General features: G+C 73.9%; 22 protein-coding genes. 14 read left to right on the top strand and 8 right to left on the bottom strand.

The window, feature by feature from the left end; all coding sequences use genetic code 11:
* Positions 1-400 precede the first annotated feature (400 nt).
* The gene (locus BU198_RS35690; protein ID WP_188300970.1) at positions 401-1,261 is read left to right on the top strand and encodes an SAM-dependent methyltransferase; all 861 of its coding nucleotides are present in this window, start codon (positions 401-403) and stop codon (positions 1,259-1,261) included.
* 45 nt (positions 1,262-1,306) lie between these two features.
* Here BU198_RS35690 and BU198_RS35685 read toward each other — a convergent pair whose 3' ends face one another.
* Entirely contained in the window at positions 1,307-2,176 is an 870-nt protein-coding gene (locus BU198_RS35685) for an Fpg/Nei family DNA glycosylase (protein ID WP_188300969.1), read from the bottom strand.
* 124 nt (positions 2,177-2,300) lie between these two features.
* Here BU198_RS35685 and BU198_RS35680 point away from each other — a divergent pair, with 124 nt between their 5' ends.
* The 5 genes from BU198_RS35680 (at position 2,301) to BU198_RS35660 (ending at position 5,756) form a co-directional block, all read left to right on the top strand.
* Positions 2,301-2,798 carry an SRPBCC family protein gene (locus BU198_RS35680; protein ID WP_188300968.1) on the top strand — a complete coding sequence of 166 codons (498 nt, stop codon included), beginning with the start codon at positions 2,301-2,303 and terminating at the stop codon, positions 2,796-2,798.
* A gap of 98 nt (positions 2,799-2,896) precedes the next feature.
* Entirely contained in the window at positions 2,897-3,556 is a 660-nt protein-coding gene (locus BU198_RS35675; protein ID WP_188300967.1) for a hypothetical protein, read from the top strand.
* A gap of 124 nt (positions 3,557-3,680) precedes the next feature.
* Positions 3,681-4,472, top strand: coding sequence for a DsbA family protein (locus tag BU198_RS35670; protein WP_188300966.1), 792 nt, complete (start codon positions 3,681-3,683; stop codon positions 4,470-4,472).
* Positions 4,469-5,107: a vitamin K epoxide reductase family protein gene (locus tag BU198_RS35665; protein WP_188300965.1), complete on the top strand. Its 639-nt coding sequence runs from the start codon at positions 4,469-4,471 to the stop codon at positions 5,105-5,107. The genes BU198_RS35670 and BU198_RS35665 overlap by 4 nt, the downstream gene beginning before the upstream one ends.
* A gap of 64 nt (positions 5,108-5,171) precedes the next feature.
* Positions 5,172-5,756, top strand: coding sequence for a dihydrofolate reductase family protein (locus BU198_RS35660; protein WP_188300964.1), 585 nt, complete (start codon positions 5,172-5,174; stop codon positions 5,754-5,756).
* Positions 5,757-5,786: 30 nt separating this feature from the next.
* Here the strand turns inward: BU198_RS35660 and BU198_RS35655 are convergent, their stop codons facing one another.
* Complete coding sequence (locus BU198_RS35655) at positions 5,787-6,770, bottom strand: adenosine deaminase (protein WP_188300963.1); 984 nt, start codon at positions 6,768-6,770, stop codon at positions 5,787-5,789.
* Between the two features lie 142 nt (positions 6,771-6,912).
* Here BU198_RS35655 and BU198_RS35650 point away from each other — a divergent pair, with 142 nt between their 5' ends.
* Complete coding sequence (locus BU198_RS35650; RefSeq protein WP_188300962.1) at positions 6,913-7,194, top strand: DUF6158 family protein; 282 nt, start codon at positions 6,913-6,915, stop codon at positions 7,192-7,194.
* Between the two features lie 124 nt (positions 7,195-7,318).
* The gene (locus BU198_RS35645) at positions 7,319-8,707 is read left to right on the top strand and encodes an NADP-dependent succinic semialdehyde dehydrogenase (protein WP_188300961.1); all 1,389 of its coding nucleotides are present in this window, start codon (positions 7,319-7,321) and stop codon (positions 8,705-8,707) included.
* Between the two features lie 32 nt (positions 8,708-8,739).
* Here the strand turns inward: BU198_RS35645 and BU198_RS35640 are convergent, their stop codons facing one another.
* On the bottom strand, positions 8,740-9,051 hold the full coding sequence (locus tag BU198_RS35640) for a hypothetical protein (protein WP_188300960.1): 312 nt from the start codon (positions 9,049-9,051) through the stop codon (positions 8,740-8,742).
* Between the two features lie 57 nt (positions 9,052-9,108).
* Positions 9,109-10,113, bottom strand: a complete 1,005-nt coding sequence (locus BU198_RS35635; protein WP_188300959.1) for a Ku protein — start codon at positions 10,111-10,113, stop codon at positions 9,109-9,111.
* Between the two features lie 146 nt (positions 10,114-10,259).
* Here BU198_RS35635 and BU198_RS35630 point away from each other — a divergent pair, with 146 nt between their 5' ends.
* The 5 genes from BU198_RS35630 to BU198_RS35610 all read left to right on the top strand — a co-directional run bounded on the left by BU198_RS35630 (position 10,260) and on the right by BU198_RS35610 (position 17,820).
* Complete coding sequence (locus tag BU198_RS35630; RefSeq protein ID WP_188300958.1) at positions 10,260-10,487, top strand: hypothetical protein; 228 nt, start codon at positions 10,260-10,262, stop codon at positions 10,485-10,487.
* A gap of 267 nt (positions 10,488-10,754) precedes the next feature.
* Complete coding sequence (locus BU198_RS35625) at positions 10,755-12,194, top strand: amino acid permease (protein ID WP_188300957.1); 1,440 nt, start codon at positions 10,755-10,757, stop codon at positions 12,192-12,194.
* 664 nt (positions 12,195-12,858) lie between these two features.
* Entirely contained in the window at positions 12,859-13,524 is a 666-nt protein-coding gene (locus tag BU198_RS35620; protein WP_188300956.1) for a transglycosylase SLT domain-containing protein, read from the top strand.
* Positions 13,525-13,731: 207 nt separating this feature from the next.
* On the top strand, positions 13,732-14,736 hold the full coding sequence (locus BU198_RS35615) for a glycosyltransferase family 2 protein (RefSeq protein WP_188300955.1): 1,005 nt from the start codon (positions 13,732-13,734) through the stop codon (positions 14,734-14,736).
* A 159-nt stretch (positions 14,737-14,895) separates the two neighbouring features.
* Complete coding sequence (locus BU198_RS35610; RefSeq protein WP_188300954.1) at positions 14,896-17,820, top strand: FAD-binding and (Fe-S)-binding domain-containing protein; 2,925 nt, start codon at positions 14,896-14,898, stop codon at positions 17,818-17,820.
* Here BU198_RS35610 and BU198_RS35605 read toward each other — a convergent pair.
* The 3 genes from BU198_RS35605 to BU198_RS35595 form a co-directional block, all read right to left on the bottom strand.
* Positions 17,817-18,368, bottom strand: coding sequence for a hypothetical protein (locus BU198_RS35605; RefSeq protein WP_188300953.1), 552 nt, complete (start codon positions 18,366-18,368; stop codon positions 17,817-17,819). The two genes, BU198_RS35610 and BU198_RS35605, sit on opposite strands and share 4 nt — an antisense overlap.
* 68 nt (positions 18,369-18,436) lie before the next feature.
* Positions 18,437-18,886, bottom strand: a complete 450-nt coding sequence (locus tag BU198_RS35600) for a CBS domain-containing protein (RefSeq protein WP_188300952.1) — start codon at positions 18,884-18,886, stop codon at positions 18,437-18,439.
* Positions 18,887-18,965: 79 nt separating this feature from the next.
* A complete protein-coding gene (locus tag BU198_RS35595; RefSeq protein WP_188300951.1) occupies positions 18,966-19,958 on the bottom strand; it encodes a slipin family protein in 993 nt (330 codons plus the stop codon).
* Positions 19,959-20,119: 161 nt separating this feature from the next.
* Here BU198_RS35595 and BU198_RS35590 point away from each other — a divergent pair, with 161 nt between their 5' ends.
* Complete coding sequence (locus tag BU198_RS35590; protein ID WP_188300950.1) at positions 20,120-20,908, top strand: uracil-DNA glycosylase; 789 nt, start codon at positions 20,120-20,122, stop codon at positions 20,906-20,908.
* A gap of 26 nt (positions 20,909-20,934) precedes the next feature.
* Here the strand turns inward: BU198_RS35590 and BU198_RS35585 are convergent.
* On the bottom strand, positions 20,935-21,511 hold a 577-nt coding region (locus BU198_RS35585), incomplete at its 5' end, for a CHAD domain-containing protein (protein ID WP_188300949.1).

Here is a 21,511-nt window from a genome sequence, read left to right as displayed (position 1 = left end):
GGCGCGGCGCCCGGCCCGTCGGGCGCCCCCTCGGGCCCCGCCGAGGCGGACGGGGCAACCGCGTCGGCCGCCCCCGCTCCGCCCTCCCCGCCACCCCAGGGGCTCCGGCATCCGGCAGCCGCCCCCAAAAGGGACATTCCGGCCGCAACCAACAGCAATCTTCGCGAAGTAATCTGACGATCTGACAGCATTCTGGATGCTTCCCCCGGCCGTCACCGCGGTTCCCCGGGGGCAACTCAGACGGACCCGATCACCACTCCGACGGCCCAAGGGTGACGGGCGCACACCCCGCGTCCCGATCCCTTCCGCAGATCTTCCCCGACCGGACGCTTCACCTCCCGTCCGGACCGCTACGCTGTGCCTTCCCCAGTGTGATGATCTGCCATCAGAGGACGTGGCCATGACGACAAGTCAGGACTTCCCCCACCAGGGCCCGCAGGAACAGGACCCCGCCGAGCTGAGCCAGTGGGAACGTTTCGGCGTCGACACCACCGCCCCGCACTCTGCGCGCGTGTACGACTACTGGCTGGGAGGGAAGACCAACTTCCCGCCCGACCGCGCCATGGGGCAGGCCATCGAGCAGGCCGTGCCGAGCGTCAAGGAGATGGCCAAGGCCAACCGCGCCTTCCAGGGCCGGGCCGTGCGCTACCTGGCCCAGGAGCACGGCATCCGCCAGTTCCTCGACCTCGGCACCGGCATCCCGACCTCGCCGAACACCCATGAGATCGCCGAGGCGGTCAGCCCCGGCACCCGGGTGGTCTACGTCGACAACGACCCGATCGTGCTCGCCCACGCCCGCGCGCTGATGGTCTCCAGCCCGGCCAGCCGCACCACCTACATCCACGCCGACCTGCGCAAGCCCGAGGAGCTGTTCGCCGACCCGGCGCTCACCGCCACCCTCGACCTCACCCAGCCGGTCGGCCTGCTGATGATCGCCGTCCTGATGCTGATCGCCGACGCGGACGACCCGTGGGGCCGGGTCGCCGCCCTGCGCGACGCCCTGCCGGCCGGCAGCTGCATCGCCCTGACCACCCCCACCCCGGACTTCGACCCCGAGGCCGTCGGCAAGGTCGCCGAGGCCGCCCGGGCCGGCGGGATGACGCTGGTGCCGCGCGGCTACGACGACGTGGTCCGCTTCTTCGACGGCTGGGAGCTGGTCGAGCCGGGCGTCGCCCCGGTGCTGGCCTGGCGCCCGGACGGCGAGCCCCCGGCCGACCCGAAGGCCGCGTACTACTGGGGCGGCGTCGCGATCAAGCGCTGACGCCCGCGGACCCGGGTGGGACGGCCCGCGCGCCGTCCCACCGGGTCACTTCAGCAGCCGCGAGAGCCGCCGGTCGGCGAGCGGTCTGCCACCGGTCTGGCAGGTCGGGCAGTACTGCAACGAGGAGTCCGCGAAGGACACCTCGCGGATGGTGTCCCCGCAGACCGGACAGGGCTGACCGGTCCGGCCGTGCACCCGCAGCCCGAGCTTCTTCTCCGCCTTCAGCTCCCCCGCGGCCAGCCCGCGCGAGCGCTCCACCGCCTCGCGCAGCGTGCCGCCGAGCGCCTCGTAGAGCCGGGCCACCTCCTCCTCGCCCAGGCTCGCGGCCTGCTTGTACGGCGACATCCGGGCCGCGTGCAGCACCTCGTCCGAGTAGGCGTTGCCCACCCCCGCCAGCACGCTCTGATCGCGCAGGAGGCCCTTGAGCCGGCGCCGGTCCCCGCCCAGCAGCGCGGCGAAGTCGGCCAGGGTGAAGGCCGGGTCCAGCGGGTCGGGGCCGAGCCTGGCCACCCCGGGCACCTCGGCCGGGTCCCGCACCACGTAGACCGCGAGCCCCTTCTTCGAGCCGGCCTCGGTGAGGTCGAAGCCGTCCCCCGCCTCGCCCGCCAGCCGCACCCGCAGCGCCAGCGGGTTGCGCGGGCCCGGCCGCGGCGGCTCGGCGGGCAGGCCGTCCTTCCAGCGCAGCCAGCCGGCCCTGGCCAGGTGGATCACCAGGTGCAGCCCCGCGGCCTCGATGTCCAGGAACTTGCCGCGCCGCCCCACCGGGCCGACCGTCCGCCCCTCCAGCGCCGTCACCGGCGGGTCGTACGTCTTCAGCGCGCTGATCGCCACCGGCTGCACCCGGGCGATCACGCGCCCGGTCAGCCGCTCGGACAGGAAGGCGCTCAGCGCCTCGACCTCGGGCAGCTCCGGCATGCGCCCAGTCTCCCGCAGCCCGCGATCCGTCGCCCGTCACACGTCGCCCGTCACGCGCGCCGCCCCCCTTGGCCGGCTCCGGCCCGGAGGCGCAGGCTGGAACGGAGGGAGGTACCGCGCCACCATGAGCACCCTTGAGGAACAGATCGACATCGCCGTCCCCGTCCTCGCCGCCTGGGAGCAGCTGCACCGGGTGCACGAGTACCCGCAGTTCGTCGACGGCGTCCGCAGTGCCCACCCGCACGGCCGCAACCTCGCGCACCTCGGGGTGCGGATCGGCGGCGCCGAGCGCTCCGTCGACACCGAGATCACCGATCGCGGCCGGGGCCGGGTGATGGCCTGGCGGACGCTGGACTCCGTCCGGCTGCGCGGCGCCTTCGCGCTGCTGCCGCTCGACGCCGGGCACACCCGGGTGCAGATCCGGGTGGAGTACGACCCGGACTCGATGCACCGGGAGTTCGGCGGGCCGCGCGGCTTCGCTCAGGCGGGGGCGGTCGAGCGGGCGGTGCGCGAGGACCTGGACCACTTCAGGGAACTGGTCGAGACGCGGGTGAACGGAGCCGCCGACGGCCGCCCCGACTCCCCCGACGCCGCTCCTCCGGCTCCCCGCGAACAGCCGTAAGCGCCAGATAAGCCCAGCTCAGCACGGTTGGTGAGGCTCTTCACAGCCGGCCGTCCGGCAGACCGTTCCACTTTCAACCTGTGGCAGACTCGGATGCCATGGACATCGGCCCGGTCACCAGGACGCTCCGCGCGGCGGTCTTCGCCGCGCTGGTCGTGCTGCTCGCCGGGCTCGGCCAGGTGCTGGTCACCGGCCGCTCGCTGCCGGTCGGCCCGATGCTGCTGGCCGCCGCCGCCGTCTTCGCGGTGGCCTTCGCCCTGGCCGGCCGCGAGCGCGGATACCCGGCGATCGCGGCGGTCTTCCTGCCCCTGGAGCTGGGCGCCGGCGCGCTGTTCGACCTCGCGCAGAGCAGCTGTCCCTCCCTGCCGCCCGGTGCCGGGCACGGCCTCCAGCCGCTGCTGTGCGGCGGCGGCTCGCTCGGCGGCCTCCTGCTCGGCCACGGCGTCTCCCCGCAGACCGCCGTGCTGCTGCTCCTGCTGCTGCACACGGTGATCGCGCTGGCCGGCGCCTACTGGCTGCGCCGCGCGGACGCCGCGCTGTGCTGCCTGGCCGGCACCGTCCGGATGCTGGGCGGGTTCCTGCACCGCCATCTGCCGGCCGCCGCCCGCTGGCTGCGGCTGCTGACCGCTCCGCTGCCGGCCCGTCCCGTGGTCCGGGTGCCGTTCCCCCGGGCCAGCCGAGCGCTGGTCCCCGCCGAGGACGTCGTCGTCCGCCCGGCCGTCCGGCGCGGTCCGCCGGTGTTCGCCCTGGCCGTCTGAGCCGTCCGAGCCGCGGGTCTCCCGCCCGCTCGGTCCCGCCCGCCCGGCCGTCTCTCTCCCCTCGCGCAGGCCCCCGACCGGCCGCGCGCCTCCCCGTACGCCCGAGAGCACAGGACGACACCCCATGAGCAACACCCGCAAGACCGCCACGAAGGCCTCCGCCACCGACCGGATGCGGGCCGCCCGCCTCCAGGCCGAGCGCTCCGACCGGATCCGCCGCCGGGTGGTGGTCGGCGGCGCCTCCGCCGCCGTGCTCGCCCTCGTGGCGGGCGTGGCCTTCGCCGTCGGCGGCTCCTCCGGCTCCGGTCCGGGCGCCGCGAACGGCCCGCTGGTCGTCCCGGCCAACGCGAGCGGCACCGGCGGCACCGTGATCACCTACGGCAAGGCCGACGCCCCGCACACCCTGGAGGTCTACGAGGACTTCCGCTGCCCGTTCTGCGAGCAGCTGGAGACGACCACCGGCAAGGCCGTGCAGCAGCTCGCCGACGACGGCACGTACAAGGTCGAGTACCACCTGGCGACGTTCCTGGACAACAACCTCGGCGGCAAGGGCTCGCGCACCGCGCTGGCCGCCGCCGGTGCCGCGCTGAACGAGGGCGTGGACAAGTTCAAGCAGTTCCACGACGTGCTCTACGCCAACCAGCCGGACGAGCGCAGCGACGCCTTCGGCGACGTCAACCACCTCCTGGACCTGGCCGGCCAGGTGCCCGGCCTGAAGACCGACGGCTTCGTCAAGGCCGTCCAGGAGGGCACCTACGTGCCGTGGGCGGCCAAGGTCAACGAGCAGTTCAACAAGAGCGACGTGACCGGCACCCCGACCGTCAAGCTGGACGGGAAGAAGCTGGACGTCCTCACCAACGGCAAGGCCGTCTCCCCCGAGCAGTTCACCGCGATGGTCAAGCAGGTGACCGGATGACGGCCGGCTCCGCCGCCGTACGGCCCGAGGCCCCCGCGCCCCGGACGTACGGCGCGAGCCGCCCGTTCGCCTGGCTGCTGCTGATCGGCGGCGCGGTCGGCCTGTTCGCCTCAGCGGTCCTCACCCTGGACAAGATCCGGCTGCTGAAGGACCCGTCGTACGTCCCCAGCTGCAACATCAACCCGATCATCAGCTGCGGTTCGATCATGCGCAGCGACCAGGCCGAGGCCTTCGGCTTCCCCAACTCGCTGATCGGGCTGGTCGCCTTCGGGGTGGTGATCGCGGTCGGCGCCGGGCTGCTGTCCGGGGCGTCGTACCGGCGCTGGTTCTGGCTCGGCCTCCAGGCCGGGACGGTGTTCGGGGCCGGCTTCGTGACCTGGCTGATGTACCAGGCGCTGTACCGGATCGGCGCGCTCTGCCCGTACTGCATGGTGGTGTGGGCCGCGGTGATCCCGCTGTTCTGGTACACCACGCTGCACAACCTGCGCTCGGGCGTGATCCCGGTGGGCCCGCGCATGCGGGTGGCCGTCCGGGAGGCGGCCCGCTACCACTGGGTCGTCCCGGCGCTCTGGTACGCGGTGATCGCGCTGCTGGTCCTCGACCGGTTCTGGTACTACTGGAGCACCCTGATCTGATCCCGTCCGCCGCCCTCTCCTTCGACCCGGGGCGGGCGGCGGCCATTCCTCCCGGTGGGGTGCCATGCGACGCAGGATCGTGCTCTTCGTCTCCGTGTCGGTCGACGGCTACTTCGAGGGCCCCGACCACGACCTCGGCTGGAACCTCGTCGACGACGAGGTGCACACCCACTTCAACCGGGAACTCGCCCGGATGGGTGGTTTCGTCTCCGGCCGGGTGACACACGAACTGATGGCCTCCGTCTGGCCCACCGCCGACCGGGACCCGGACGCCGACGCCCCGATGATCGAGTTCGCGGGCATCTGGCGCTCGATGCCGAAGACCGTCTTCTCCCGGACCCTCGAACGCGCCGACTGGAACACCACCGTCGTCCGCGAGGTCACCCCCGAGTCGGTCGCCGCCCTGGCCGCCGGCCCCGGCGGGGACCTCGCCCTCAGCGGCGCGAACCTGGCCGAGTCCTTCCTCGCCCAGGACCTCGTCGACGAGTTCCGCCTCTACGTCCACCCCGTCGTACTCGGCCGCGGCACCCTCTTCTTCCGCCCGGGCGGCCACCCCACCCCGCTCACCCTGAAGGACACCCACCGCTTCACCAACGGCGTCACCCTGCTGCACTACGAGCGCCGCGGCCCGTCACCCCTGGACGGGTGACGGGCCGCGGCGACGGACGGGCAGACCGGGTCAGAAGACGTACGCCTCGACCTCGGCCAGGAGTTCCGCCCGGCGCCGCTCGCCGATGAACGAGGCGCGGAAGGAGTTCGCGGCCAGCAGGCGCAGGGTCTCCCGGTCGAGGGCGAGGGCCTCGCGCACGGCGCGGAAGTTGTCCTCCACGTAGCCGCCGAAGTACGCCGGGTCGTCGGAGTTGACGGTGACCAGCAGCCCGGCCTCCAGCATCTCGCGCAGCGGGTGGTCGGCGAGGGTGTCGATGCAGCGCAGCCGGACGTTGGAGAGCGGGCAGAGGGTCAGCGGGATCTGCTCGCGCACCAGGCGGGCGACCAGCTCGCCGTCCTCCAGGCAGCGCAGCCCGTGGTCGATCCGCTCGACGCCGAGGACGTCCAGCGCCTCGGTGATGTACGCGGCCGGGCCCTCCTCACCCGCGTGGGCGACCCGGCGCAGCCCGGCCTCGGCGGCCCGGCGGTACACCTCGCGGAACTTCACCGGCGGGTGGCCGACCTCGGCGGAGTCCAGGCCGATGCCCGCGATCCGGTCGAAGTACGGGCGGGCGGCCTCGAAGGTCTCCAGCGCGGACTCGGCGGACTCGTCCCGCAGGAAGCACATGATCAGCTGGGTGCTGATGCCGTACCGCTCCTCGCTGCGCTCCAGCGCCCGGGTCAGTCCGTCCACCACCACGCCCAGCGGCACCCCGCGCGCGGTGTGCGCCTGCGGGTCGAAGAAGATCTCCGCGTGCCGCACGCCCTGTTCGGCGGCCCTGGCCAGGTAGGCGTCGGCGAGGTCGGCGAAGTCCTCCTCGGTGCGAAGCACGGCCATCAGCGCGTAGTAGAGGTCCAGGAAGGACTGGAGGTCGCTGAAGGAGTACGCCTCGCGCAGCGCCTCGGTGTCGGCGTACGGCAGCCGGACGCCGTTGCGGGCGGCGAGCTCGAAGGCGAGTTCCGGCTCCAGGGTGCCTTCGATGTGCAGGTGGAGTTCGGCCTTGGGAAGCAGCATGTGCGATCTGTCCGAGCTGTAGCGGGTGGTCCTGGAAGGTGCTGACGGATTCATCCTATGATCCGCGCCCCGGCGAACGGGTGCACCGGCGGCGGTCGGCGGGCACCCTGGAGGAGGGGACTTCCGCCGAGGAGGCACCGAGATGCGGCACGCCGACGACCCGCACATCCGGCCCGCGGGCATCTCCGCGCACGCCCTGGGCAACGACACGCTCCTGCACGAGCTGGAGCAGCTGCACCGCACCCGCCACGAGACCTTCCTGTACGGCTCGGAGGACGCGCTGAAGCGGCACACGCTGCGCACCGGGGAGCTGGAGGCCGAGTACCTGCACCGCTTCCCCAGCCGGCAGGTCACCGCGGCGCGGACCAGGTCGGGGGCCAGGGCCAGGGAGGCGGCCGCCCGGGTGGAGTCGCTGCCGGAGTGAGCCGGGGCGGCCGCGCGTCCGGCGGGACACGCCGGGTGCGCGGTGGCGTGCCCGGAGCCGGACCGTCGGGGAGGGTGTGAGGGCAGACGCGCACCGGACCCGAACCCCCACCTGGGAGCCCCGCATGCCCATCGCCAGCGTCAACCCCGCGACCGGCGAGACCCTCCAGACCTTCGAAGCACTCGACGCGGCCGGGATCGAGCACCGGCTGGCCCGCGCCGAGGCCGCCTTCCGCCGCTACCGCGAGACCTCCTTCGCCGCCCGCGCCGGGCTGCTGCGCCGCGCCGCCGACCTCCTGGACCACGACCGGGAGCTGGTCGCCCGCATCATGACCGAGGAGATGGGCAAGCCGCTCGCCGCCGCCAGGGCCGAGGCCGCCAAGTGCGCGAAGGCGATGCGCTGGTACGCGGACAACGCCGAGGCGCTGCTCGCCGACGAGTACCCGGCCGCGGCCGACGTCGCCGACTCCGGCGCCGCCCGCGCCTACGTCCGCTACCGCCCGATCGGCGCCGTTCTGGCCGTCATGCCCTGGAATTTTCCCTTCTGGCAAGTTCTCAGGTTCGCGGCACCGGCCCTGATGGCGGGGAACGTGGGCCTGCTCAAGCACGCCTCCAACGTGCCGCGCACCGCGCTGGCGATCGAGGAGCTGTTCCGGCGGGCCGGTTTCCCCGAGGGCTGTTTCCAGACCCTGCTGATCGGCTCGGGCGCGGTGGAGGGCGTGATCCGGGACCGCCGGGTCGCCGCCGTCACCCTGACCGGCAGCGAGCCGGCCGGGCGGGCGGTCGCGGCCACCGCGGCGGACGTGGTGAAGAAGGCCGTCCTGGAGCTGGGCGGCAGCGACCCGTTCGTGGTGCTGCCGAGCGCCGACCTGGACGCCGCGGTGGCGACCGCCGTCCGGGCCAGGGTGCAGAACAACGGCCAGTCCTGCATCGCCGCCAAGCGCTTCGTCGTGCACACCGACGTGTACGACCGCTTCACCGCCGCGTTCACCGAGGCGATGCGCGCGCTGAAGGTCGGCGACCCGATGGACGAGGGCACCGACGTCGGCCCGCTGGCCAGCCGCCAGGGCCGGGACGACCTGGAGGAGCTGGTCGAGGACGCCCGCACCCGCGGCGCCCGGGTGGAGTGCGGCGGCGGACGCCCCGAGGGCTGGGACACCGGCTGGTTCTACGAGCCGACGGTGCTGACCGGCATCACCCCGGCGATGCGGATCCACCAGGAGGAGACCTTCGGTCCGGTCGCCACCGTCTACCGGGTGGCCGGCCTGGACGAGGCGGTGGCGGTCGCCAACGACACCCCGTTCGGGCTCAGCGCCAACGTCTGGACCACCGACGCGATCGAGCAGGAGCGCTTCGTCCGGGACATCGAGGCCGGCGGGGTGTTCTTCAACGGGATGACGGCCTCCCACCCGGCGCTGCCGTTCGGCGGCGTCAAGCGTTCCGGGTTCGGGCGGGAGCTGTCCGGGCACGGGATCCGGGAGTTCTGCAACATCACCACGGTGTGGATCGGCTGAGCCCTCCCGGGCCCCCGCTCACCCCGGCCGGGTCAGGACGCCATCCGGTGCCGGCCCGGCCCCGGGGTCATCCAGCGGGCGACCACGCCGCCCATCGCGACGACCGTCAGGCCCCAGAAGATCGCCATCGGCACCAGCACCGGCAGCAGGCTCACCTGGACGGCGATCATGCCGAGGCCGACCGAGAGCGCGATCATGAACGTCACCACGGTGGGGCTGAGGCTGAGCAACCAGTGCCAGAGGCGGTGCCCGAAGCCCCGGGCCCTCCGGGCTTCGGTGCCGGTGCCGGCGTCGGCCTGGGCCTCGGCCTGGGCGTCGAGTTCCTTGTAGGTCAGCAGGTCCATCGGGATCGCCTCCAGTGCTGGACGGCTGGACGGGAGGAACGCCTGGCCCGGGGAGGGTCAGGAGGCCTTGCGGGGAGCCGTGGACTTCCGGGTGGTGGTCTTCTTCGCCGCCGGGCTCTTCGCCGCCGAGCTCCCGGCAGAGCTCTTCGCGGAACTCTTCGCAGGGGTCTTCGCAGGGGTCTTCGCGGGGGCCGCCTCCGGAGTCTCCGAGGCGGCTGCCTTCTTCGCCGGGGACCGCTTGCGCGGCGCGGGCTTCTCCTCCTCGGCGCCGCCGTCGGCGCCCCGCCCGCCCTTGGCCCGCTTGAGGCTGCTGCGCAGCGCCTCCATCAGGTCGATCACGTTGTCCGGCGCCTCGCCCGGCTCCTCCTCGTGCGGGATCTCCACGCCCTCCAGCCGCGCGGTGATCACCTGCTGGAGCGCCTGCTGGTAGTCGTCGTGCAGCTGGGCCAGGTCGAAGTCCTCGGAGAGGGTGTCCATCAGCGACCGCGCCATCTTCAGCTCCTGCGGCCGGACGGTGACGTCCTCCTCCGGCGCGATGCCGGCCACCGGGCGGACCTCGTCGGGCCAGATGCAGGTCTGGAGCACCAGGGTGTTGTCGTGCACCCGCAGCACCGCGGGCGACTCCCTGGTGCGCAGCGCGATCTTGGTGACGGCGATCTGCCCGGACTCGGTGAGCGCGTCGCGCAGCAGCGCGTACGGCTTGGCGGCGGCCTTGTCGGCGACGCCCACGTAGTAGGCCTTGGAGAACATCAGCGGGTCGATCTCGCCCTCGTCCACGAAGGCCAGCACGTCGATGATCTTCTTGCTGGGCAGCGGCAGGTCCGCGAGGTCCTCGTCGGAGAGCGTGACGGTCCGCCCGTCGGGAGACTCGTACCCCTTGGCGATCTCCGCGTACGGGACCTCCTTCTCCTCCCGCTCGCAGTACCGCTTCATCCGCACCCGGCCGCCGTCCTTCGCGTGCACCTGGTGCAGCGGGACGTCGTGCTCCTGGGTAGCGGAGTACAGGTGGACGGGGATGCTGACCAGCCCGAAGCTGATCGTCCCCTTCCAGGTGGTCTGCATGGGGTCGCTCCTGACCGGCGCCGGGTGCCGGCCGGCTCCGAGAACGCTCGGGATGCTCCTACGACATGTCCCGAGAGTCCCACTCTGCCCGGATTCGCGGCGATCGGCCACACCGCGCCGACAATGGACCGAGGAGGTCGATGCGGATGATCGTCCGGAGCCCGGAGGGCGGGGACCAGGCACCGCCGCCGGAGCGGTACGGCTACCTGGTGACGTACGCGGTGCGGGGCGAGTCCGGCGTACGGCGCGCGGAGGTGACCGTGCTGCCCGGATACTCGCAGGAGACGGACATCCCCCGGATCCTGGCCGCCCGGCTGACCGGGCGGCCGGCGGACGAGACGTCCGTCACGATCCTCGACGTGCGGCCGGTCTGACCGCCCACCCCGGGGCGATGTGAGCCCCGACAGAGCTTGGGAACCCTTCCGAAGGCTGACGATGTGTCAGATTTGAGGTTTTCATGCCACTTTCGCACCTGCTCTGACCAGGGCTTTTGTGTCCGTTGAGCGAACAGTTACCAAAAGATTGTTCCGATCATCGGTGCATAGAAGTTAGGTTGCGACGCAATGCGCGGGTCAGTCCCCCACCCTCAGGCGCGTCGAGCCGAGGGACAACGCCGCGCTGGAAAGGCACAGGGCACCCTGATGAGTGCGGACACCACCAAGCCCACGACGGCCACGAAGGTCCCCCACCAGCCGGGGCCGGCCGGACACGGCGGCGACGGCCACCTGAAGGCCGGGCTCAAGAACCGCCACCTGTCGATGATCGCCATCGGCGGCGTGATCGGCGCCGGTCTGTTCGTCGGCTCCGGCGCGGGCATCGCGACCACAGGACCGGGCATCCTGCTCTCCTACGCACTGGCCGGCGCGCTGGTCGTCCTGGTGATGCGGATGCTCGGCGAGATGGCCGCGGCCGACCCGCAGAGCGGCTCCTTCTCGGCGTACGCGGACCGCGCGCTCGGCCGCTGGGCCGGCTTCTCCATCGGCTGGCTGTACTGGTTCTTCTGGGTCGTGGTGCTCGCGGTCGAGGCCACGGCCGGCGCGAAGATCCTCAACAACTGGGTCCCCGGCGTCCCGCAGTGGGGGTGGGCGCTGATCGTGATGGGCGTGCTGACCGCCACCAACCTCTTCTCGGTCGCCTCCTACGGGGAGTTCGAGTTCTGGTTCGCCGGGATCAAGGTGGTCGCGATCGCCGCGTTCCTGGTGATCGGCACCCTCGCCGCCTTCGGCCTGCTGCCCGGCACCCACGCGGTCGGCGCCAGCAACCTGACCGGGCACGGCGGCTTCCTGCCGCACGGGGTGGGCGCGGTCTTCACCGGCATGCTCACCGTGGTCTTCGCCTTCATGGGCAGCGAGATCGTCACCCTGGCCGCCGGCGAGTCGGAGAACCCGGAGAAGGCGGTCAGCAAGGCCACCAACAGCGTCATCTGGCGGATCGGGATCTTCTACCTGGGCTCGATCCTGCTGGTGGTCACCCTGCTGCCCTGGGACTCCGCCGACGTCAAGGCGAGCCCGTACGTGGCGGTGCTGGACCACATCGGCATCGCGGGCGCCGGCCAGGTGATGGACGTGATCGTGCTGACCGCGGTGCTGTCCTGCCTCAACTCCGGGATGTACACCGCCTCCCGGATGGCCTTCTCGCTCGGCCAGCGCGGGGACGCGCCCAAGGCCTTCGCCACGGTGACCCCGCGCGGCGTGCCGCGGGTGGCGATCCTCTCCTCGGTGGTCTTCGGCTTCGTCGCGGTGTTCTTCAACTACACCTCGCCGGACACCGTGTTCGCCTTCCTGCTCAACTCCTCCGGCGCCGTCGCGCTCTTCGTCTGGCTGGTGATCTGCGCGACCCAGCTGCGGATGCGCAAGATCATCGAGCGCGAGATGCCCGAGCGGCACACCGTGCGGATGTGGCTGTACCCGTACCTGACCTGGACGGCCATGGGCATGATCGGGTTCGTCATGGTGTACATGTTCACCGACGCCGACGGGCGCAAGCAGATGTACCTGTCGCTGGTCGCCGCAGCCATCGTGCTGGCGGCCTCGGCCGTGGTGGGCCGACGGCGGCGGGCGGCGGTGGCGGCGGGCTCCTGACCCGTCCGCCCCGCGCGGGAACGCCGGGCCCGGGAGCCGATGCGGAGGCTCCCGGGCCCGGCGCCGTTCTTCCCGCGCCCCCACGCCCCCTGGGCCCCGCTTCGCTCCCGTACGGCCGGCCCGGGGCGCCGTGACCGGCCGCTCACGCTGCGCCGATGCCGCCCCCGCGAACGTGTGAGCCCGCCCACAGGGGCACCCCCACGTACGACCCCCGATAGTGGACGAGCGCCCCGGAGCCCCCTCCGCGCCACCGCCGGGCCACCCCGGCCACCGTGCCCGCGACCGCGTCCGGCCCGAAGAACGCAGGCCACCGCGCCTGGCGCCCTTGCGTTCCACCGCCACTCCCCGGCCTCGCCCCGCAGGCTCGCAATACGGACAAACACCGCCAAATCAACCGTCGATCACTGCTGCGACCGCCCCGCAACCACGACTCGGCGTAGTAGCGGACCCCTTTGCCACCCGTCCCCGGCCCTGCCAAGAATGGCCCGTCGCCGGGCAGCGCGACCGACCACCCCCGCCGCGCAGCCCGTCCGCCCCGCCGCTTCGGCCGGGGCGCCACGGCCGTCCAGGGCGGCCGCACCGGCCCCGCTCACCCGGAGCCGCCGCGATGCCCCGCCCCCGGTGCCACCGGCACGGCCCCCGACGGAGAAGGATCGTCCGCCTCATGCAGCTCAGCCAGCTCAGCCATGCCCGCCGCAACTCCCTGATCACCGGCATCGCCACCCTCGTGGTCGCGAGCGCCGCCACGGCCGCCCTCGCCATCCCGCAGGCCGGGAACACCACCACCGAGGCCGCCCCGGTGGCGGCCGTCTCGGTGGACGGCGAGCCGGTCGCCGACCAGGGCCAGGCCGACACCGCTGCCGCTGCCGCCGCCGCTGAGCAGGCCGCCCAGGAGGCCCAGGCCAGGGCCGACGCGGACGCCGCCGCCCAGGCCCAGGCCGAGGCGCAGGCCCAGGCGGACGCCAAGGCCAAGGCCGACGCCGAGGCCGCCGCCTCCCGCTCCCAGGAGCGCCAGAACCTCGCTGCGGCCCCGGCCGCCCACTCCGGCACCCCGCAGCAGATCGCCGCCCAGATCGTCCCGGCCGGCCAGCTCCAGTGCTTCAGCAACATCGTCTTCCGCGAGAGCAGCTGGAACCCGCTCGCCGTCAACGCCTCCTCCGGCGCCTACGGCCTGGTCCAGGCCCTGCCCGGCTCCAAGATGGCCTCCGCCGGCGCCGACTGGCGCACCAACCCGGCCACCCAGATCAAGTGGGGCCTGGACTACATGAACACCCGCTACGGCAGCCCCTGCGCCGCCTGGTCGTTCTGGCAGAACCACCACTGGTACTGAGCTGCCCGGTTCGGCTCCCCCGGGCCCGCGACGCACCCCGCGTCGCGGGCCCCGGCGCGTATCGCCGCAGGTCGGGACGGGCGTGGACACGTCCGGAAGGCGGCGTGAAGATATGGCGCACACTCGTACGATTTGCCGGTGATTGCGGGGAAATACCCGCCGTCGAGCCTTTGCCACGGTTCGCGGGCCCTCTTACGCTCCGGCGTCATGCCCTCACCCCTGATCAGCGTCGTGCTCCCCGCCTACGACCGGCAGAAACAGCTCGCCGACTGCCTGGACTCGCTGCTCGCGCAGTCCCTGGCCGACATCGAGGTGATCGTGGTCGCCGACCGCTCCCCCGAGACCGCGGCCGCGCTCGCCGACACCTACGCGGCGCGGCACCCGCGGGTGTCGGTGCTCCATCTCGACGCGGCGGTCGGGGTCGGGGCGAGCCGCACCGCGGGGGCGGCGCGGGCGGCCGGCGAGTACCTGCTGTTCCTCGACGCCGACCACCTGCTGCCCAGGGACGCGCTCCGGGCGCTCGCCGACCGGCTCCAGCAGACCGGCCCGGTGGACGTGCTGCTGTTCGGCCACTCCCGCCGCCACCAGGACCGGGACTGGCCCGGCGGAGCCGAGGCGCTGCTCGCCGAGGCCGGCCCCGAACCCTTCGCCCCCTTCGACCGGCCCGCGCTGTTCGGCGCGCCGCCGCTGATCTGGGACCGGCTGATCCGCCGCGACCACTGGGCCGGGCTGGGCCTGGCCTTCCCGCCCGGCCGCCACGAGGAGGTCCCGGTCGTGCACGCGGCCCTGCTCGGCGCCAGGAAGGCCGCCGTGCTGGCCCGCGAGTGCGTCCAGCTGCGCCGCAGGGAGACCGTCCACCCGGCGGGCGGCCCCGGCAGCAGCGTCTTCGACCTGTTCGAGCAGTACGAGCGCAGCTTCGCCCTGCTGGAGGACCAGCCGCACCTGTACGCGGTGCGCGAGGCGCTGTTCGTCCGGATGATCCGGCACTACCTGTTCGTCTTCGACCTGGCCGGCTGCGTCTCCCGCGCCGAGCGGCCGCAGTTCTTCCACCGGGCCGCCGAGCACCACCGGCGCTTCCAGCCGCCCGGCCACCGCCGGCCGGGCGGCCGCGAGGGGATCAAGTTCTCGCTGCTGGCGGGCGGCGCCTACCCGGCCTTCGAGGTGGCCAAGCTCTCCCACATCGCGCGCGGCACGCTCACCGGGCGGAAGTAGCGCGCCCGCCCGGTCCGCACCTCGGCGGGCGGCCCGGACTCCCGGCGGGTGCCGCGCGACACCCCGTCGGCGGTACGCCCGTCGCGCCCGGTACCGGTCCCGGCCGGTGCCTGGAATCATCGGCGGAGCCGTCGCCGCACCCGCCCCGGGAGGTCCCTGGTGAGCCGTCCGTCCGCCGACCCCGGGGCCGCGCTGGCCCGTGAGCTGGCCGCCGTGCTGCGCGGCGAGGTCCGCTTCGGCGCCGCCGAGCGCACCGTCTACAGCCAGGACGCCTCCAACTACCGGCAGGTGCCGCTCGGCGTGGTCAAGCCCGCCGACCTCGACGACGTGCGCACCGCGCTGGCGCTCTGCCGCGCGCACCGGGTGCCGGTGGTCGCGCGCGGGGCCGGGACCAGCATCGGCGGGCAGGCGATCGGCCCGGGCGCGGTGGTGCTGGACTTCCGCCGCCACCTCGGCGCGGTGCTGGAACTCGACCCGGAGGCCCGCACCGCGCGGGTCCTGCCCGGCACCGTGCTGGACGACCTCCAGCGCGCCGCCAGGCCGTACGGGCTGCGCTTCGGCCCCGACCCGTCCACGCACAGCCGCTGCACCCTCGGCGGCATGATCGGCAACGACTCCTGCGGCTCGCACTCGCTCGCCTGGGGGCGCACCGCCGACAACGTCGAGCGGCTGGAGCTGCTGCTCGCGGACGGCACCGAGCTGACCGTCGGCGGGCGGCTCACCTCAGGGGAGCGCGCCGCGCTCGCCGCGCAGGGCGGTCCGGTCGGCCGACTCCACACCGGACTCCAGGAGTTCACCGACCGCAACCTCGCGGTCATCCGGCAGGGCATGCCGCAGCTGCCCCGCCGCACCTCCGGCTACCCGCTGGACGCCCTGCTGCCCGAGCACGGCCACGACCTGGCCAGGGCGCTCACCGGCACCGAGGGCACCTGCGCGCTGCTGCTCGGCGCCACCGTCCGGCTCGTCGAGGACCCGCCCGCCCGGGCCCTGGTGGTGGCCGGCTACCCCGACGAGGGCGCCGCCGCCGACGCCGTCCCCGCCCTGCTGCCGTACGGTCCGCTGACCGCCGAGGGCATGGCGGCCGACCTGATCACCGCACTGCTCGCCGCCGGGCCCCGCCCGCCCGCGCTGGACCGGCTGCCCGCCGGCGAGTGCTGGCTGTTCCTGGAGACCGGTGGCGCCACCCCGCTGGAGGCCTACCAGGCCGCCCGCACCCTGGCCGACGCGGTGCGCCGTGAGCGGTCGGCCACCGTCGCGCTGGTCACCGACCCGGTCGAGCAGCGCCAGCTGTGGGCCGTCCGGGAGGCGGGCGCGGGGATCGTCACCCGGCTGCCGGGAGGCGGCGAGGCCTGGCCCGGCTGGGAGGACTCCGCCGTCCCGCCCGAGCGGCTCGGCGACTACCTGCGGGACCTGCGCGCCCTGCTGCGCCGGCACAGCCTGCACGGCGTCCCGTACGGGCACTTCGGCGACGGCTGCGTGCACCTGCGGATCGACTTCCCGCTGGACGAACCCCAAGGGGTGCTGGTCTTCCGGGAGTTCCTGGAGCAGGCCGCCGACCTGGCGGTCTCCCACGGCGGTTCGCTCTCCGGCGAGCACGGCGACGGACAGGCCAGGGCCGAGCTGCTGCCGCGCATGTACCCGCCCGAAGTCATCGCCCTGTTCGGCGAGTTCAAGCGGATCTGGGACCCGGAGAACCTGCTCAACCCGGGCGCGCTGGTCGACCCCCGCCCGCTCGACGCCGACCTGCGCTTCGTCACCGCCCCGCCCCGCGCACTGCCGCTGGCCCTCCCGTACGAGCAGGACGGCGGCAGCCTGGTCACGGCGGTGCACCGCTGCGTGGGCGTCGCCAAGTGCGTGGCCCCGGGCAGCGGGGTGATGTGCCCGAGCTACCTGGCCACCGGCGAGGAGCGGCACTCCACCCGGGGACGGGCCCGGCTGCTCGCCGAGATGCTGCGCGGGATGGGGGCGCCTCCCGGCCGCCGGGACGGGGGAGCGGTCCAGGGCGGCTGGCGCTCGGAGGAGGTCCGGGAGGCGCTGGACCTCTGCCTGAGCTGCAAGGGCTGCGCGAGCGACTGCCCGGTCCACGTCGACATGGCGACGTACAAGGCCGAGTTCCTGCACCAGCACTACCGGCACCGGCCGCGCCCGCTCGCGCACTACTCGATGGGCTGGCTGCCGCTCTGGCTGCGGGCCGTCGCGCTCGCGCCGGGGGCCGCCAACACGCTCGCCCGCTCCCGGGCCGGCGGGCTGCTCAAGCGGCTCGGCGGGATCGACGGGCGCCGGGTGCTGCCGGTCTTCCCGCCGGAGACCTTCACCGCCTGGTACCGGCGGCACCGCGCCGGCCACCCGGCCCCGGCGGGCGCCCGGCCGGTGCTGCTGTGGCCGGACACCTTCTCCGACCACCTCCAGCCGGAGGTGCCGCGCTCGGCCGTCGAGGTGCTGGAGCACCTGGGCTTCGACGTCCGGCTGCCCCCGGGCCCGGTGTGCTGCGGCCTCACCTGGTACTCCACCGGCCAACTCGGAACCGCCCGCCGGGTGTTGAGGCGCAGCCTGCGGGTGCTCGGGGCGGCCGGGCTCCCGGCCGACACCCCCGTGGTCGGCCTGGACCCGAGCTGCACCGCGACCCTGCGCGAGGACCTGCCCCGGCTGCTCGGCGCGGACGGCCGCCCGCTCGCCGACCGCACCCGCACCTTCGCCGAGTTCCTCGACGAGCACGCCCCGGACGCCCCGCTCCCCCGGATCGGGCTGGACGCCGTCACCCAGACCCACTGCCACCAGCACGCGGTGCTCGGCAGCGCCGCCGACCGCCGGGTGGAGGCCAGGCTCGGCCTGAACAACCGTGTGCTGGACGCCGGTTGCTGCGGCCTGGCGGGCAACTTCGGCTTCGAGCGGGGCCACTTCGAGGTGTCCGAGGCCATCGCGGAGCGGGTGCTGCTGCCCGAGGTCCGGGCCGCCGGGCCGGAGACGGTGGTCCTGGCGGACGGCTTCAGCTGCCGCACCCAGATCGCCCAACTCGCCGACGGGCGCCGGGCCCTGCACCTGGCGGAGCTGATCGCCCGGGAGCTGCGCGCGGCGCGTCCCTAGGCTTCCGTAGGCTCCTGACCTTCCGTACGCCCGACGCCTTCCGCGTGCGCGGCGAGGAAGGCCCCGGCGTGTGCCGCGGCCTCCTCCCTGCCCCGGAGGCCGGTGGGCGCCTCGCCAGTCACGCCGTCGGCACCGACGGCCGTCCAGCGCCAACCGCCGGAGGCCTCGTCCTCGGCCAACTCGGCGGTTCCCCCGAATAGTTCGAGCGCTCCCGGCCGCGCCGCCGGACGGCTGACGGCCTCCGGCCACTTCTTCCTGGCGCCCTGCCTGGTGATGCCCCAGGCGGCACCGAGCTGCTCGTAGCCGGCGCCGTAGGAGCCCGCGGTGGCGGCCGCGACCGCGGTGAGCCGCTTGACCTCCGCGTCCACCAGCTTCCAGGCGGACAGCACGGAGAGGGCGACCTCGACCGGCTCGGCGTTCCACATCCGCTCGGCGGACAGGCCCCCGCTCGCGCGGGAGCGCACGGCGGCGGCGAGCGGGTCGAGCGCGCCGAGCAGGGCCGTGGCCAGCTCGGCGCGCTCCTCATGAGTGATCTCCACAGACGTCATGCCGACAACTCTAGTTGTCGAATCCATCTTCGACAACCAAAGTTACCGACGGGCCGCGCACGGGAGTGTCAGCCCTGGGCGGCCCCGGCCGGCGACTGCGCCGCACAGACCGCCGAGACGAACTCGGCCACCCGCGCCTGTGGCAGGCCACGCGCGATGTCCGCCTCGCTGATCATGCCGACCAGCTTGTGCTCCGGGTGGTTGATCACCGGCAGCCGGCGCACCTGGTACTGCTCCATCACCCGCAGCACCTGCTCGCAGTCCTCGTCCGCCTCCACCGTCATCGGCCGCCCCCGCGCCAGCTCCCCCGCCGTCACCGACGCCGGGTCGCGCCCCTCGGCGACGCAGCGCAGCACGATGTCGCGGTCGGTCACGATGCCCAGCAGCTTGTCGCCCGGCCCGCAGATGGGCAGGGCACCCACGTCGCGTTCCCTCATGATCCGGGCGGCGTCCGCGAGCGTCTCGTGCTCGCGGATGCACTCCGCGCCCGGGTGCATGATGTCGCCGGCTCTGGTCATGGTCCGCCTCCTGACCTGGCTTCCCGTCCCCTCGTCCATCGTGGTCCGCCCGGACGGCCGACGCCACCGGGCGGCGCGCTCAGGAATCCCCGTCCGGCCCGGTGCGGGCGGCCCGCTCCACCCGCCCGTCCACCGGCCCCGGACGGTCCACCGGGGACTGCTCCAACACCTCTTCCAGGGGTGGGAGTTCGCGCTTCGAATGCTCGGGTCCGAGCTCCTCCTCCGGGACCTCGCCGCTCTCCACCGCCTCCTCCGCGGCCTTCGCCCCGGCCGCGACCGCCGCGGCCGTCAGCAGGTTCCGCTGCTGCACCTCCGTCGCGCTGTCCAGGAACCGCAGCAGCTCCACCGGGAAGGGCAGCACCAGCGTCGAGTTCTTCTCCGCGGCCACCTCCACCACGGTCTGCAACAGCCGCAGCTGGAGCGCGGCCGGGGTCGCACTCATCACCGCCGCGGCCTCCGACAGCCGCTCCGAGGCCTGGAACTCGCCGTCCGCCGTGATGACCCTGGCCCGCCGCTCCCGCTCTGCCTCCGCCTGCCGGGCGATCGAGCGCTTCATCGACTCCGGCAGCGCGACGTCCTTGATCTCCACCCGGTCGATCTCGATGCCCCAGCCCAGCGCCGGGCTGTCGATCATCAACTCCAGCCCCTGGTTGATCGGTTCGCGGTTGGCCAGCAGGTCGTCCAGCTCGCTCTTGCCGATGATCGAGCGCAGCGAGGTCTGGGCGACCTGGGAGATCGCGAAGTTGTAGTCCTGCACGTTGACGGTGGCCTTCACCGGGTCCTGCACCCGGAAGTAGACCACCGCGTCCACCCGGACGGTCACGTTGTCCCTGGTGATGCCCTCCTGCGCCGGGATCGGCATCGTCACGATCTGCACGTTCACCTTGCGCAGCCGGTCCGCGATGGGCATCAGTGCCACCAGCCCCGGATCACGCACCTCCTCGCGCACCCGCCCGAAGCGGAACACCACGCCCTTCTGGAACTGCTGGACGACCCTGATGCTCAGCCCCGCCCAGATCGCCCCCAGCCCGGCCAGCCCCCCGATGGCTCCCAGCACCGCTTCGACGATCATCGCGGCCTCCTCGCGGCCCGCGCCCTGCGCGCACACCGACGTGCCCGGCCGCTGCCGACCCGACCGGCCGGGGCCGCCGGAACACCTGGTTCCACGCTACGCCTGCCCGCACGACGGCGGACCGAACGTCCCCCGGCCCCCGAAACCCTAGGATCGTGGCCATGCCGACCGTGGCCGTGCCCCCGTCCCCCGCCGACGACCCCGACGACCCCCGCCACCCCGCGGAGGCCGCCGCCCTGGCCCCCGGCCTCACCGCGCTGGACCGCGTCGTCACCGGCTGCCGGGCCTGCCCCCGCCTGGTCGAGTGGCGCGAGGAGACCGCCAGGACCAAGCGCCGCGCCTACCTGGACTGGGACTACTGGGCCCGGCCCATCCCCGGCTTCGGCCCGCCGGACGCCCCGCTCGTCCTGGTCGGCCTCGCCCCCGCCGCCCACGGCGCCAACCGCACCGGCCGGATCTTCACCGGCGACCCCTCCGGCGACCTGCTCTACGCCGCCCTGTACGAACTCGGCTTCGCCAACCGCCCCGAGTCCGTCCGCCACGGCGACGGCCTGGAGCTGTCCGGCGTACGGATCACCGACCCGGTGCGCTGCGCCCCGCCGGACAACAAGCCCAGCACCGCCGAACGCGACACCTGCCGGCCCTGGATCACCCGGGAACTGGAGCTGATGCGCCCCACCGTACGGACGGTCGTCGCCCTCGGGGCCTTCGCCTGGCAGGCGATGCTCCCGGTGATCGCGGAGGCCGGCTGGCGGGTCCCCCGCCCCCGCCCGGCCTTCGGCCACGCCGCCCTGGCCGCCTTCCCGGCCCACGACGGCGGCCCCGGCCTGCGGATGTACGGCTGCTACCACGTGAGCCCGCGCAACACGAACACCGGCCGGCTGACCACCGCGATGCTGCACGACCTGCTGCGCGAGGCCGCCCGCTCGGCGGGGCTCACCCCGCGGTAGCGGGCAACCGGCCGGCCCGCATCCGCCTACCCGAACCGCGCCAGTTTCCGTTTGCCCGCCCGCCGCCAGACCTCCGGCAGCCGCCCCCTGGCGGCCTCCTCGGTGGCCAGCTGGCGACCGTACAGGGCGCCGTAGCCGAAGGGTTCGCCCCCGCTCGCGGCCTGGGCGGCGAGCGTGCTCGCGGCGACCACGGCGTCCTGGTGCTCACCCAGCACCTCCTGGACGTCCTTCATCCGCCGCGCGAAGCGCTCGGCCCTGGCACCGGCCGCCAGGGCCGCGGTCTCACCGGCGTAGCGGGCGCGCTTGGCCGCCTTGCGGGCCTCGTGGAGGGCGCGGTCCCGCTCCTCGGGGGCGGCGGCGAGAGCGGTACGGACGCGTTCGGCGGTGCGGTGCTGCTCCCGGGCGGCGAACCGGGAGAGCTCCCGGAGGGCACCTCGCCCGGCCCGCGGGCGCAGCGGCGGGTCGGCCAGCAGGGTGGCGAGGGCCGCGTCGAGGGCCCGGCGGCGAGGGCTGTCCAGGGCCGCGACCACCTCGGGCCAGACCTTGCGGTACTCGGCCTCGCCCCACCGCTCCAGCGCGGCGGCGACCCGCTGCGGCGCGCAC

The sequence above is a fragment of the Streptomyces sp. CBMA156 genome (assembly GCF_014596515.1).
In the GTDB taxonomy this organism is placed as follows: domain Bacteria; phylum Actinomycetota; class Actinomycetes; order Streptomycetales; family Streptomycetaceae; genus Kitasatospora.
This window is presented reverse-complemented; position numbering and strand designations above follow the sequence as displayed.

Coding starts and splice junctions, on each gene's coding strand:
- BU198_RS35605 (WP_188300953.1), bottom strand. CDS start 18,368: ATGACGTCTGTGGAGATCACTCATGAGGAGCGCGCCGAGCTGGCCACG.
- BU198_RS35655 (WP_188300963.1), bottom strand. CDS start 6,770: ATGCTGCTTCCCAAGGCCGAACTCCACCTGCACATCGAAGGCACCCTG.
- BU198_RS35665 (WP_188300965.1), top strand. CDS start 4,469: ATGACGGCCGGCTCCGCCGCCGTACGGCCCGAGGCCCCCGCGCCCCGG.
- BU198_RS35615 (WP_188300955.1), top strand. CDS start 13,732: ATGCCCTCACCCCTGATCAGCGTCGTGCTCCCCGCCTACGACCGGCAG.
- BU198_RS35640 (WP_188300960.1), bottom strand. CDS start 9,051: ATGGACCTGCTGACCTACAAGGAACTCGACGCCCAGGCCGAGGCCCAG.
- BU198_RS35675 (WP_188300967.1), top strand. CDS start 2,897: ATGGACATCGGCCCGGTCACCAGGACGCTCCGCGCGGCGGTCTTCGCC.
- BU198_RS35685 (WP_188300969.1), bottom strand. CDS start 2,176: ATGCCGGAGCTGCCCGAGGTCGAGGCGCTGAGCGCCTTCCTGTCCGAG.
- BU198_RS35600 (WP_188300952.1), bottom strand. CDS start 18,886: ATGACCAGAGCCGGCGACATCATGCACCCGGGCGCGGAGTGCATCCGC.
- BU198_RS35625 (WP_188300957.1), top strand. CDS start 10,755: ATGAGTGCGGACACCACCAAGCCCACGACGGCCACGAAGGTCCCCCAC.
- BU198_RS35660 (WP_188300964.1), top strand. CDS start 5,172: ATGCGACGCAGGATCGTGCTCTTCGTCTCCGTGTCGGTCGACGGCTAC.
- BU198_RS35590 (WP_188300950.1), top strand. CDS start 20,120: ATGCCGACCGTGGCCGTGCCCCCGTCCCCCGCCGACGACCCCGACGAC.
- BU198_RS35635 (WP_188300959.1), bottom strand. CDS start 10,113: ATGCAGACCACCTGGAAGGGGACGATCAGCTTCGGGCTGGTCAGCATC.
- BU198_RS35690 (WP_188300970.1), top strand. CDS start 401: ATGACGACAAGTCAGGACTTCCCCCACCAGGGCCCGCAGGAACAGGAC.
- BU198_RS35595 (WP_188300951.1), bottom strand. CDS start 19,958: ATGATCGTCGAAGCGGTGCTGGGAGCCATCGGGGGGCTGGCCGGGCTG.
- BU198_RS35670 (WP_188300966.1), top strand. CDS start 3,681: ATGAGCAACACCCGCAAGACCGCCACGAAGGCCTCCGCCACCGACCGG.
- BU198_RS35645 (WP_188300961.1), top strand. CDS start 7,319: ATGCCCATCGCCAGCGTCAACCCCGCGACCGGCGAGACCCTCCAGACC.
- BU198_RS35680 (WP_188300968.1), top strand. CDS start 2,301: ATGAGCACCCTTGAGGAACAGATCGACATCGCCGTCCCCGTCCTCGCC.
- BU198_RS35620 (WP_188300956.1), top strand. CDS start 12,859: ATGCAGCTCAGCCAGCTCAGCCATGCCCGCCGCAACTCCCTGATCACC.
- BU198_RS35630 (WP_188300958.1), top strand. CDS start 10,260: ATGATCGTCCGGAGCCCGGAGGGCGGGGACCAGGCACCGCCGCCGGAG.
- BU198_RS35650 (WP_188300962.1), top strand. CDS start 6,913: ATGCGGCACGCCGACGACCCGCACATCCGGCCCGCGGGCATCTCCGCG.